We start from the raw sequence: 12,370 nt of genomic DNA, 5'->3' as shown, positions 1-12,370 counted from the left end.
CCACTGACAATGGCCGTTCCACACGCCACCGACGTCATCCGACGGCGTGGGCTCCCAGGTCCCCGCACGGCTCACGCCCCGGCGTCCTCGCGGATGAGTTCGGCCGCCTTCTCCGCGAGGGCGACGGTCGGGGCGTGCGTGTGGCCGCGCGTGATGCGCGGCATCACCGAGGCGTCGACGACCCGCAGGGCGTTCACTCCCCTGACCCGCAGGCGCGGGTCCGTCACCGAGCCGTCGTCGGCGCCCATGCGGCAGGTGCCGACCGGGTGGTAGAGCGTCTCGGCGCCCGCCCGGATCACCCGCGTGAGCTCGTCGTCGTCCACGATCCCCGGATACGGCGCGAGAGGCCCGTCGGCGTACGGGGTGAGCGCCTTGGACGTGAAGAGTTCCTCGGCGCGCCGTACTCCCGCGACGAGTGTGCGCAGGTCCTCGTCCCGGGTGAGATAGCCCGGGTCGATGACGGGCGCCGCCGTGGGACCCGGCCCGCCCGGGGTGATGCGGCCCCGGCTCTCGGGCTGGAGGAGGACGACCCCGATGGTGATGCCGTGTTCGTCCGGCGGCGTGAGTCCGTGGTTGACGAACGGCACGGGCGCGTGGATCAACTCGATGTCGGGCGCGGCGAGTTCGGGGCGGCTCCGGATGAAGGCGACCGCCTCGCCGACGTTCGAGGTGAGCGGTCCGCGGCCGGAGAGCAGGAAGCGGCCCACGTTGGTGAGCGAGTCGGCGCCGGTGAGCGTGACGGGCCGCGGGCAGCGCATGGTGACCGCGAAGGAGAGGTGGTCCTGGAGGTGCCGGCCCACGTCGGGCGACGCGACCCGCACGTCGATGCCGGCCGCGGCGAGCTGCTCGGGGTCGCCGACGCCCGCCTGCTGGAGCAGCTGCGGGGAGCCGATGGCGCCCGCGCTGAGGATCACCTCGCGGCGGGCGCGCAGGATGCCCGGGACGCCCTCGGCGACGACGCCGGCCGCGCGGGTGCCGTCGAAGTCGAGCCGGGTGACGCGGGCGTCGGTGAGGATGTGCAGGTTGGGGCGGCGCGCGGCCGGTTTCAGGTAGCCGTCGGCGGCGCTCCACCGGCGGCCGCGGCGCTGGTTGAGCGGGGTGAGCGCGAAGCCGCTGTGGTCGGGGTGGTTCAGCTCCGCCGACTCCTTCAGGCCCGCGGCGCGGCAGGCGTCGAGGAACGCGGCCGTCGTCACGTTCGGGTCGCGCGGCGGCGAGATCCACAGCGGTCCGAGCGTGCCGTGCACGGAGTCGGGGGCGCCCGCCCAGCGTTCGGCCCGCTGGAAGTAGCGCACGAACCGGTCGTACGCCCACTCCTCGCCGGCGGCCTCGCCCCACGCGTCGTAGTCGTCCCGGTGGCCGCGCACCCACATCATGGCGTTCATCGAGGAGGAGCCGCCGAGCATGTGTCCGCGCGGCCAGTACAGCTCGCGGCCGTCGAGCGCGGGCTGCTTCGCGGTCGAGTAGTCCCAGTCGTACGGCGTCCGGAACAGCTTGGGGAACGCCGCCGGGATATGGATCTCGGCCTTGCGGTCGCGCGGGCCCGACTCGACGAGCGCGACGCGCACGGACGGGTCCTCGGACAGCCGCGCGGCCAGCACACAGCCGGCCGACCCGGCCCCGACGATGACGTAGTCGTATTCGCTGTCCTTGCTCAACTCGACTCCCGGGGTGGGTGGTTGGTGCGCTACGTGATGATCCCTTCCCTACCCCGTGGTGTACATCCCGCGCCGGTCCACCCCCTCACCACGCCAAGGGCCGGGAGGACCGTCTCGGCCACGCGGTACGCCTCCTCCAGGAGCGGGTTGCCGGAGAGAATGAACGTGTCGACGCCCAGGTCCTGGTACTCCTCCAGCCTCTCGACGACCTGGGCCGTCGAGCCGACGACCGCGGTGCCGGGGCCCGGGCGGAACAGGCTCATGCCGGGCCAGAGGTTCGGGTGGGTCTCCAACTCCCGTGCGCGGGCCGGGACTTTGCCGCCGTGCTGGCGGAACTGGCGCTGCCAGCCGACCCCGTCCTCGCCCACCCGGTCGCCGAGCTGACGCCGGTAGGTGGCCTCGGAGGTGACGTCGAGGAGCCGGTCGGCCGCCGCCCATGCCTCGTCCTCGGTGTCGCGGACGATGAGGTGGAGGCGCAGGCCGACGCGCAGGGTGCGGCCGTACGCGGCGGCGCGCTCACGGACGCGGTCCAGCTTCTCCTTGAGCAGATGCGGGGGTTCGCCCCAGGTCAGATAGACGTCGACGTGTTCGGCGGCCATCTCGATGCCGGGCGCGGACGAGCCGCCGAACCACAGCGGGACGTGCGGGTCCTGGACGGGCTTCAGGTCCCTGAAGGAGGCGCCCGCGTCCTTCAGGTCGTAGAAGCGGCCCTTGTGGTCGAAGATCTCGCCGGCGGTGAGCCGCTTCACGATCGACCAGTACTCGGCGCTCAGTTCGTAGCGCTCGTCGTGCCCGACGTGGAGGCCGTACTCCTGGAGGGACTTTGTCGAGCCGTTGACGACGTTGAAGCGGAGGCGGCCGCCGAAGAGGGTGTCGAAGCTGAGCGCCATCTTGGCGAGGAGGGTCGGCGAGATCAGTCCGGGGTGGACGGCGAGGAGGGGCTTGAACGCGGTGCTCGTCGAGGCCGCGAGGGCGCTGCCCAGGGGCCAGACGTCGTAGAGGTCGGTGGCGAGGAGCGCGCCGGTGAAGCCCAGGCGTTCGACGGTTGCGGCCAGGTGGCTCAGATAGCCGAGGTCGACCTGCCTGCGGCCGTCCGGCTCCCAGGGGTAGGCGCCCTCGCGCGGGATGATGTACCAGAGGACTTCGGGAGCGGGCACGGCGGTCAGACCGCCTTCCGCGCCACGGCGTGCGCGACGGTGACGGCGCGCTCGATGAACCCGGTGCGGTGGAAGACGTCCGCGCCCTGCTGCTGCTCGGCGAGGAACGCGTCCGTGACCGGCTCGATCCGCCAGGGCAGCGCGCGCAGCGCCGTCTCCCAGTCCTGTGCCGTGCCGCCCTGGTGCTCGGCGGCGATCTCGGCGGCCTCGCGCGGGTGCTCCTTCGCCCAGTCGTCGGCGCGCTGCAGAGCGCGGGTCAGGGCGTCGATCACCTCGGGGCGCTGCTCGGCGAGGTCACGGCGGGTGAAGAAGACGGACCGGTCGGAGATGACGTCGCCGGTGCGGACGACGACGCGGACGCCGCCCGTGCGCAGGGCCGCGACGAGCTGGGCGCCCTGCGCTACCCAGGCGGTGATCTCTCCGGAACGCAGCAGCTTCTCGCTGTTCTCGTCGCCGCGCACGGGGGTGATGTCGGTGGCGTACGAGAGGCCCGCGTCGTCCAGGGCCTTGGCGACGAGGTGGGTCTGCCAGGAGCCGATGGCGAGGTGGACGGTGCCGCCCTTGAGGTCGGCGACCGTGCGGACCGGGCTGTCGTCGGGGACGAGGAGCGCTCCGTGGTCGGGGCGGGGCGCGGAGACGGCCGTGTAGACGATGTCGTGGCCCGCGGCCTGCGCGGTGACGGGCGGGGTCGAGCCGGTGCCGCCGAAGTCGATGACGCCCTCGGTGAGGAGTTCGCCGGTGCGGACCCCGTTGACGTAGGAGTGGAAGATGGCGCTCTCGCCGACGGCCGCGAGTTCCTGCTGGGCGTAGTCCAGGCGGGAGAGGTAGTAGAGCGACGGGTTGCTGTTGTGGACGCCGATGGTGATGGTCATTCAGATCACTCCGGTTTCTGCGTGGGTGCGGCTGTGGACGCCGAGGTCGGCGAGGAGGCGCCGGCGGAGGGCGGCGAAAGCGGGGTCCCCGGGGTCGCGGGGGTGGTCGACGGCGACGGGCTCGTCCGTGACGAGGCGCCCGTCGCGCAGGACGCAGACGCGGTCCGCGAGGCGTACGGCCTCGTCCACGTCGTGGGTGACGAGGAGGACGGCGGGGCGGTGCGCGCGGCACAGCTCGCCGACGAGGTCCTGCATCTTGAGGCGGGTCAGGGCGTCGAGGGCGGCGAACGGCTCGTCCAGGAGCAGGAGTTCGGGCTCGCGCACCAGGGCGCGGGCGAGGGCGACACGCTGGGCCTCGCCGCCGGAGAGCGTGGCGGGCCAGGCGTCCGCGTGCCGTTCGAGGCCGACCTCGGACAGGGCCTTGAGGCCGCGCGCCGCCTGCCCGCGCGGCAGTGCGACGGTCACGTTGGCAAGGACCTTCTTGGACGGGACGAGGCGTGGCTCCTGGAAGACGACGGTGCGGGCCTCGGGGACGAGGACCTGTCCGGCGTCGGCCCCGTCGAGCGCGCCGAGGATGCGCAGAAGCGTCGTCTTGCCGCTGCCGCTCGCGCCGAGGAGGGCGACGAACTCGCCCCGGCGGATGGTGAGGTCGAGCCCGTCGAGGACGGCCCGCTCCCCGAAGACGCGGCGCAGGCCCGTGATGCTGACCGCGGTGCTCATCGGACGCCTCCCTGTCCGGCGCGGCGCCACGGCATGAGTCCGCGTTCGAGGAGCCGTACGACGGCGTCGGCGATCAGGCCGAGCAGTCCGTAGACGAGGATGCAGACGGCCAGGATGTCGGTGCGGGCGTAGCTCTGCGCCTGGGACATGAGGTAGCCGATGCCGGCCGTCGCGTTGATCTCCTCGGCGGCGATGAGCGCGATGACGCTGAGAGTCATCGACAGGCGCAGGCCGGCGAGGAGCGAGGGCAGGGCGCCGGGCAGGACGGCCTCGCGGACGATGCCGAGGCGGCTCATGCCGAAGCTGCGCATGGCCTCGACGAGTTTGCGGTCGGTGTTGCGGACGCCGCTGGAGGTGGAGACGTACATGGGGAAGGTGGTGGCAACGGCGATGAGGAGGATCTTCGCCGTCTCGTTGATGCCGAACCACACCATGAACAGCGGGACCAGGGACAGGAACGGGATGGTGCGCAGGGTCTGCAGGGACGAGTCGAGGAGTTCGTCGCCGAGCCGGGTGAAGCCGGTCGTGATGCCGAGGATGAGACCGGTCACGAGTCCCAGGGCGAGGCCGAGGCCGGAGCGGGTGAGCGAGGTCGCGAGCGCGTCGGGCAGCTGACCGTTGCCCCACAACTCCCCGATGGCGTCGATGACTTGGGGCGGCGAGGCCAGGACGTCGGGGGTGAGCAGGCCCGTCGCCGACGCCACCCACCACAGGGCGAGGAGGGCGACGGGGCCGAGGGCGCGGACGGTGACGGAGTGGGCGCGGGAGCGCGGGCGGTGGGACGGCGGGCGCGGGGTGACGAGGCCGTGCGGCGGCGCGCCCCGCACCTCCCTGGCCCGCCGGTCGGTGAGCGTCATGACAGTTTCTCCACGTCGACGACGTGCGCGGCGACGTCGATCTTCGTCCTGGTCACCTTCTGGTCGGCGTAGAAGCGGGCCACGCCCTCGAAGCGCTTGATGTCGGCGTCGGTGATGGGCTCGACGGTGCCGCCCTGGGCGGTGAACGCGGTCTGGATCCGCTTGGCGTCACCGGTGACGGCCTGCGGGCCCGCGTCGGTGTTCACGTTCAGATAAGGGGCCGGGTTCTGCTTCTCCTTGAGGCTGCCCTCGTGGAGGTAGGCGTAGAGGGCCTTGACGACCTCGGGGTGCTTGTCGGCGAAGCCCGTCCGGACGGCGTTCAGGCTGTAGTTGTCGGAGCCGATCTCCTTGCCGTCGGCGATGAACTTCGCCTTCCCGCTGCCGAGTTCGGCCACGGCGTACGTCGACCAGACCGCCCAGGCGTCGACCTTGCCGGTGTTGAAGACGGCGGCGGTCTGGTCGGGCCGGAGATAGACGCGCTCGACCTCGCTCGCCGGGATGTGGTGGTCGGCGAGGGCCTTGAGGAGCAGGTACTCGCCGGTGCCGCCCTGGTTGACGGCGACCTTCTTGCCGACGAGGTCCTCGACCTTGTCGATCCCGGAGCCCTTCTTGGCGAGGATGCCCTCGCCGACGGGGTCGGGGGCCGTCGCGGTGAAGAACGAGAAGCCGGGGGTCTGGGCGAGCGAGGTGATGCCGGAGGTGATCGAGCCGGTCGCGACGTCGAGCTGGTTCGCGTTCATGGCCTGGGCGGCCGGGGCGAACGGGCCCGCGCTGCCGGTCCATTCGACCTTGGCATGCACCTTGGCGAGGGCCTTGGCCAGTGAGCCGTCCTTCTTGCCGAGGGCGAGGACGCCGGAGTTGCCGGGGTCGGGGATGCGGACGGTGACGTCTGCGGCCGCCTCGGGGCCGGAGTCCGCCTCGGAGGTGCCGCAGCCGGTGAGGGCCGTGAGCGCGGCGAGTGCGGCGAGTGCGGCGAGTGCGGCGAGCGCCGACTGGGTCTTCGGGATGCGCATGACGGGGTCCTTAGGGGGCGGGCCGGGAAGGGGCGGACTGGGATGGGAAGGGCTGGGACGGGAGCGGCTGGGTGAGATTCAGCAGGCGGGCGCGGCGCAGCGGCTCGGGGTCCGCCCAGTCCCGTACGTCGACGGGCTCGGGCAGGAAGCCGTGGGCGTGCAGGGCCGCGGACTGCCGGTCGAGCAGGCCCAGGCGGTCGTCGGAGAGGCCGGGGTGCAGGGTGCGATGGGTGCCGGGGCGGTAAGCGCCGGCGACGCCCTCGGCGCCCGCTCCGGTCTCGGCGCCGAGGATGCGGGCCACGTCGTCGGGCCGGTCCGCGGCCCAGTCGGCGGCGCGCAGGAGCACGGCGAGGAAGCGGTCGACGAGGTCGGGGCGGTCGTCGAGGAGGCGGCGGTGGACGGTGACGGGACGCGGGGTGCCGTTGTTCACGCGGTGCGTGCGGTCGGGCAACTCATCGAGTTCCAGGGCGACTTCGGCCCCGACACGGCGGGCCGCCTCGACGGAGAGTGCCCCCTTGACGTAGACGGCGTCGACGTCGCCGCGGCGCAGTGCGGCCAGCTCCGCGGCCCACTGTCCGGTGTGGCCGTCGGCGGGCACGTCGACGAGGGTGGCGTCGTCGAGGCCGAGCCCGGCGGAGGCGAGGGCACCCTCGAAGCCGCGCAGGGCCATCGCCCGCCAGAAGTCGATGGCGATGCGATGGCGGGGCACCGCGAGGCGCAGGCCGCGCAGCGCGGCGGCGCCCCTGATACCCGAGCCGGGCGCGACCAGGACCGTCTGGCGCTCCTCGATCCAGGTGAGCCCGACGAGCCGGGTCTCCTCGCCGCGTGAACGGGCCCACAGCGCGGGGACGTTGCCGCCCTCGCGGAAGAGGCCGGGCAGGGCGTGCGTGTAGTGCGTGTGCCGGTCGACGTCATGTCCGGCGTCCTGGAGGGACCGTACGGTGATGCCGTCCGGTGCGAACTCGGCGGCGAGCCACTGCTGGTCGGCGGCGATTCCCGTCGCCGTGGGTACGGGACAGCGGGTGAACCAGAGGGTGTCGGGGACCGCTGCGGTGGCGGTCGTCGGCCGGGTCTTGGCATGCGTCATGGAGGTTTCCCGGGGTCGGCGAGAAGCAAGGGGGGTGGGTGGAGCGCGGGCGGGGTGGAGCACGGGCGCGCCGGGGCATGCGGGGGCCGCGCGGAGGCCTGGCTCAGCAAGGTGCGAGGCGTGAAGCTCAGGGCGCGAGGTGTGAGCTGCGAAGTGTGAGCTGTGAGGTGTCAGCGACAGGTGGCGCTGGAGACGCGCGCCAGGTCGATGTGACGGCGCAGCGTGAACAGGGACGCGACCAGGGGCGGGGTGAGCGCGGCGGAGGGCCGGAGTCGTCCGGTCATGGCGCTGCTCCCCTCTGCGATCGGGTGGTCCGTGCTGGTGGCGTGGTGGTGACGGGTGCACAGTGGCACGCCCCGGGCGTCACCGGCAAGCCGCTTCCCATGATGTGGGAACGAGCGTGAACGGAGTGTTTCAGACCGTCATTTGGACCAGTGGAAGCCGCCCATTCGGCCCGCCGAGGCTGCCGTAATGTGGGAAGCCCACGCCGTACGAACCGCAGGGAGCCCCCACCGTGACCGCCCCCACCGCGCCCCGCTCACCCGGCGGCGCGCAGGCCGTGCAGCGCGCGCTCGACGTCCTGCACTGTTTCCACGACAACGGGCCCGACCTGAGCGCGTCCGACCTGGCGCGCCGCCTCGCGCTGCCCGTGTCCACGGCGCACCGCCTGGCCCGCACCCTCCTGGGTGCCGGCTTCCTCGAACAGGACGTCCGCACGTCGCGCTACCGACTCGGCCCGGCCGTCACGGAGTTGGGGCGCCTGTCCTACCATCAGCGCGGGCTGCACCTCGCCGCGCCGGAGCTGGCCGACCTGGCCGAGCGCACCGGCGCCACCGTGGACCTCGCGCTGCGCAGCGGCCCGCACGCGGTGATCGTGGCCGGCGGCTCGGTCACACCGAAGGTCGGCCTGCGCAGGCCGCTGCACTCCACCGCACTCGGCAAGGTGCTGCTGGCCTGGGCTCGGCCCGGGGAGGCCGACCTCGCGTCGCTGCCGCCGCTGCGCGCCTTCACGGACCGCACGATCGTCGAACCGGCGGCGCTGGCAGCCGAGTTGGAGCACGTCCGGCGCGCCGGGCACGCGCTGAACGACGGCGAGTCGGCGCGGGGTGTGCGCACCCTGGCGGTGCCGGTCCTGGACCGGGCGGGGCACGCGCGGTTCGCGCTGGCCGTGCGCGCCACCCCCGAGCTGATCACGGACGAGCGCGCCGGCCACTTCCTGGACCGGGCGAAGGTGTGCGCCCGCGCCCTGGAGGTACTGCTGCTGCCGCCCGGGGAGCGCAGGCAGGAACCGTAGCGGAGCGCGTACGTCTAGCCGGTGTACGCCTAGCCGGTGTGTTCCATCGGGTGGTGCGGCTCGTAGCCGGGGATCGTGCCGTCCGCCTTCTTCACCAGGAAGAGTCCGGCCATGCCCATGTCGGAGTGGCTCTGGACGTGGCAGTGGTACATCCAGGCGCCCGCTCCGACGCCCTCGCCCGCGATGATCTGGAAGCCGAAGGAGTCGGCGGGCCCGACGATCTTGTTGTCGACGACCCGGCTCGGGTCGTCCGGGCCGGTCAGCGTGCCCGTGCGGTTGTCGGCCCAGCGATGCCCGTGCATGTGGAACGTGTGGTAGTACTCGCCGTACGTGATCATGACGATCTCTACGCGATCGCCCACCGTGGCCTCGAAGTTCGGTCCCTCGTGCGCCGGCTTGTTGTTGATGGTCATGTCGTTGAAGACGATCGTGAACGTGGTGTCCGGGAGCACGTCGCCCTTGCGGCGGACGACGACCGGCCCGTACAGGCCCTTGCGGATGCCGCCGGTGCCGTGTTCCGTGCCGACGGCGTGGTCGTGGTAGTGCCAGTACCCCGCGCTGCCCGCGCGCCAGGTGCCGTCCTTGCGGCGGCCGGGGGCGTGCGTGCGCCAGGTGTAGGTGCGGGTGCCGCCGGGCTCCACGTCGCTCTTGTTGAGCTTGGTGCCGTCGCTGGAGACCTCGTAGTCCAGGCCGTGGACGTGCAGGCTCGCCGTCACGTCCATGGTGTTCTCGAAGTCGATGTGCAGCGTGTCGCCTTCGTTGAGCTCGATCAGGGGGCCGGGCACGGATGCCTTGCCCTTCTCGAAGCCGTAGCCCATCTGCCCGTCCGCGAGCTTCTCGGCGTACAGCTTGACGCGCTTGACCTCGCCGCCGGCCAGGGCCGTCCGCACCGGTCCGTCGGCGGGGGCGGCATCGGTCGCCGCGATGAGCGACAACGATGTCGCAGTGGTCGCGGCGGCCGCTCCGCCCATCAGCACACGCCGGTTGAAGCTGCGTCTGTCCATGCCGAACTCCCCACCCTTGTACGGGATTTACGCGGACACACCACTGGGATCAGGGAGACGGTAACCGGCTGATCTTCGTTTATCCACACGCAGGACAAAGTTCGCGCCATCGCGGTCATACCTATTGGCGGGCCACGAAAAGAGGTCTAGCTTCGTCCGCGCCGTACCTGTGACCGACGAGGGGTGGGTGAACACATGCGGTTCGTACCGCATCAAAAACCCTTGGCCGTAAGAGGGTTGGACAGAGACAGACGCAGACGGCGCCGCGCCGTCGCCGCGGTCCTGGCGTCCGGGGCCGTCACCGCCGGGCTGCTCACCGGGCCCGCCGCGAGCGCGCGCCCGTTCCCCGAACCATCCGTGACAACGATGTCCCTGCCGTCTCCTCCCGGCGGGGCGAACGTGCGCGTCCTGGTGTACTACGGCTCCGCCGCCGCCGGCGACGAGTCGCCCGTGGTCGACGCGGGCATCGCGGCCATCGAGAAGATCGGCCAGACGGGGCCGCCGGCGCAGCGCTTCAAGATCACGGCGACGGACGACGCGTCCGTGTTCACCGACTCGGCGCGCCTCGGCCGCTTCAACGCGGTCGTCTTCCTCACCGGCGGCGGCGACGTCCTCGACCCGGACCAGGAAGCAGGTCTCGAGTCGTACATGGAGGCCGGCGGCGGGTTCGTCGGCATCCACGACGCGGCGCGCGCGGAGCCGTACTCGGACTGGTTCACCGGACTGATCGGCGCGCGCCCGGCCGATTCCAGCCCAACCAACGTACAGCGGGCGACCGTTGAGGTCGGTGACCGGCAGCATCCGGCCACCAAGGACCTTCCCGTGCAGTGGAAGCGCCCCGACCAGTGGCTGAACTGGGTGAAGAACCCGTCCGGCAGCGTGCACACCGTGGCCCGGGTCCGCGAGTCGACGTACCAGCCGGGCGCGAGCGCCAACGGCGCGGACCACCCGGTCTCGTGGTGCCGCGACTACGACGGCGGACGTTCCTTCTACACCGGGATGGGCGGCACCGTCTCCAGTTACGACGAGGTGGACTTCCAGTCGCATCTGCGCGGCGCCCTGCTGTGGACGAGCCGCATCGTGCGCGCCGACTGCAAGGCCGCGATCGACGCCAACTACAAGGCCGAGCGCCTCACCCAGCCCAACCAACCCGGTCAGAACGACCAGATCGGTGAGCCGCACGGCCTGGTCACCGCCCCCGACGGGCGGGTCCTGTACATCGGGCGCGGCGGCGCCGACTCCTCGCAGCCGGTGGTCACCGACTGGAACAACCCCGACGTGGGCAAGGGCAAGGGCGAGATCCACGTCTACGACCCGAAGACCAAGAAGGTCACCCAGGCCGGGGCACTCACCGTCTTCGGCAACAAGGGCGGCGGCGACGAACTGGTCAAGGTCGAGGAGGGCCTGCTCGGCATCGAGCTCGACCCGAAGTTCGAGCAGAACGGCTGGGTGTACCTGCACTACACGCCGCACTCGCAGATCGACCGCGACAAGCAGATGGCCGAGCGCCGCGTCTCGCGCTTCACCCTCGACCTGGACACGAACAAGCTGGACATGAGCAGCGAGAAGGTGCTGCTCAACTGGCCGGTGCAGATCCACAGTTGCTGCCACGCGGGCGGCGGGATGGCCTGGGACTCCAAGGGCAACCTGTACATCGCGACCGGTGACAACAACTCCAGCCGCTTCAGCGACGGTTACTCGGGCAACAACCCCGAGCCGAACTACAAGGGCGTCTCGTTCGCCGACGCGCGCCGCACCGCCGGCAACACCAACAACCTCAACGGCAAGATCCTGCGCATCCACCCGGAGGCCGACGGCACGTACACCCTGCCGGAGGGGAACCTCTTCACCGGCAAGGAGACGGCCGAGGGCGGCGGGAAGACGCGCGGCGAGATCTATGTGATGGGCGTCCGCAACCCCGCGCGCATCTCCGTCGACAAGAAGACCGACACGCTGTACGCGGGCTGGGTCGGCCCGGACGCGAGTGAGCCGTCGACGACCTGGGGTCCGGCCAAGTACGACACCTTCGCCGTCATCACCAAGGCGTCCAACCGGGGCTGGCCGTACTGCATGGGCAACAAGCAGCCCTACCGCGACCGCAACCTGCCGGACCCGACGAAGCCGCTCGGCTGGTACGACTGCGACCACCCGAAGAACGAGTCGCCGAACAACGACGGTCTCGTGAACCTGCCGCCGGTGACCGGCAACAACATCTGGTACTCGCCGCAGGGCGGTGCCCCGGACTATCCGCGCGACGCGAACGGCGTGCCCTCGTACAAGAAGGAGGAGGCCAAGTACCTCCTGCCGTGGCTGAAGGGCGGTGGGCAGGCCGCGATGGACGGGCCGGTCTACCGCTACGACGCCTCGATCCCGAACGCGGACAAATGGCCGAGCTACTGGGACGGCAAGTGGTTCGTCGGTGACTTCTACGACGGCACGCAGCCGCGTCACGCGGTGCTCACCGACCCGAGGACGGCCGGTGACGGCGGGCTCCCGGTGCACGCCGACAACCTGAAGAAGATCGTGCCGGTCGGCACCGACGGCATCAAGAACCTCATGGACTGGAAGTTCGGCCCCGACGGCGCGCTCTACGTCCTCGACTACGGCCGCGGCTTCTTCACCTCGGACGCCAAGTCAGCCCTGTGGAAGGTGACTTACACGGGTGGCGAGGCGACTCCGGCAGCCGGTCAGCTGGCCAGGAAGGGTTGATC

The 12,370-nt window shown here is 71.6% G+C and carries 11 protein-coding genes; 2 read left to right on the top strand and 9 right to left on the bottom strand.

Features of this window, described 5'->3' with window-relative positions; genetic code table 11:
* Positions 1 to 71 precede the first annotated feature (71 nt).
* The 8 genes from EOT10_RS03315 to EOT10_RS42805 all read right to left on the bottom strand — a co-directional run bounded on the left by EOT10_RS03315 (position 72) and on the right by EOT10_RS42805 (position 7,645).
* Positions 72 to 1,655, bottom strand: coding sequence for a GMC family oxidoreductase (locus tag EOT10_RS03315; RefSeq protein ID WP_127826485.1), 1,584 nt, complete (start codon positions 1,653 to 1,655; stop codon positions 72 to 74).
* A 29-nt stretch (positions 1,656 to 1,684) separates the two neighbouring features.
* Positions 1,685 to 2,812, bottom strand: coding sequence for an LLM class flavin-dependent oxidoreductase (locus EOT10_RS03310; protein WP_127826484.1), 1,128 nt, complete (start codon positions 2,810 to 2,812; stop codon positions 1,685 to 1,687).
* A 5-nt stretch (positions 2,813 to 2,817) separates the two neighbouring features.
* Positions 2,818 to 3,684 carry an ABC transporter substrate-binding protein gene (locus EOT10_RS03305; protein ID WP_127826483.1) on the bottom strand — a complete coding sequence of 289 codons (867 nt, stop codon included), beginning with the start codon at positions 3,682 to 3,684 and terminating at the stop codon, positions 2,818 to 2,820.
* Positions 3,685 to 4,404, bottom strand: coding sequence for an ABC transporter ATP-binding protein (locus EOT10_RS03300; RefSeq protein ID WP_127826482.1), 720 nt, complete (start codon positions 4,402 to 4,404; stop codon positions 3,685 to 3,687).
* Complete coding sequence (locus EOT10_RS03295; protein ID WP_127826481.1) at positions 4,401 to 5,261, bottom strand: ABC transporter permease; 861 nt, start codon at positions 5,259 to 5,261, stop codon at positions 4,401 to 4,403. Before EOT10_RS03295 ends, EOT10_RS03300 begins: the two co-directional genes overlap by 4 nt.
* A complete protein-coding gene (locus EOT10_RS03290; RefSeq protein WP_127826480.1) occupies positions 5,258 to 6,274 on the bottom strand; it encodes an NrtA/SsuA/CpmA family ABC transporter substrate-binding protein in 1,017 nt (338 codons plus the stop codon). Before EOT10_RS03290 ends, EOT10_RS03295 begins: the two co-directional genes overlap by 4 nt.
* A gap of 10 nt (positions 6,275 to 6,284) precedes the next feature.
* Positions 6,285 to 7,361 carry an ABC transporter substrate-binding protein gene (locus EOT10_RS03285; protein ID WP_127826479.1) on the bottom strand — a complete coding sequence of 359 codons (1,077 nt, stop codon included), beginning with the start codon at positions 7,359 to 7,361 and terminating at the stop codon, positions 6,285 to 6,287.
* Between the two features lie 170 nt (positions 7,362 to 7,531).
* Positions 7,532 to 7,645, bottom strand: a complete 114-nt coding sequence (locus EOT10_RS42805) for a putative leader peptide (protein WP_317617324.1) — start codon at positions 7,643 to 7,645, stop codon at positions 7,532 to 7,534.
* A 230-nt stretch (positions 7,646 to 7,875) separates the two neighbouring features.
* Here EOT10_RS42805 and EOT10_RS03280 point away from each other — a divergent pair, with 230 nt between their 5' ends.
* Positions 7,876 to 8,655 (top strand): IclR family transcriptional regulator, encoded by a 780-nt coding sequence (locus EOT10_RS03280; protein WP_127826478.1) that lies wholly within the window; start codon positions 7,876 to 7,878, stop codon positions 8,653 to 8,655.
* Positions 8,656 to 8,684: 29 nt separating this feature from the next.
* Here EOT10_RS03280 and EOT10_RS03275 read toward each other — a convergent pair whose 3' ends face one another.
* Positions 8,685 to 9,659, bottom strand: coding sequence for a multicopper oxidase domain-containing protein (locus tag EOT10_RS03275; RefSeq protein ID WP_127826477.1), 975 nt, complete (start codon positions 9,657 to 9,659; stop codon positions 8,685 to 8,687).
* A gap of 195 nt (positions 9,660 to 9,854) precedes the next feature.
* Here EOT10_RS03275 and EOT10_RS03270 point away from each other — a divergent pair, with 195 nt between their 5' ends.
* Positions 9,855 to 12,368, top strand: a complete 2,514-nt coding sequence (locus tag EOT10_RS03270) for a ThuA domain-containing protein (RefSeq protein ID WP_431313248.1) — start codon at positions 9,855 to 9,857, stop codon at positions 12,366 to 12,368.
* The last annotated feature ends 2 nt before the right edge of the window (positions 12,369 to 12,370 follow it).

Origin of the sequence: Streptomyces antnestii, from assembly GCF_004005495.1 — a bacterium.
Classification (GTDB): domain Bacteria; phylum Actinomycetota; class Actinomycetes; order Streptomycetales; family Streptomycetaceae; genus Streptomyces; species Streptomyces antnestii.
Note: the sequence above shows the minus strand (reverse complement) of the source record. Positions and strands in the feature narration are given on the sequence as shown.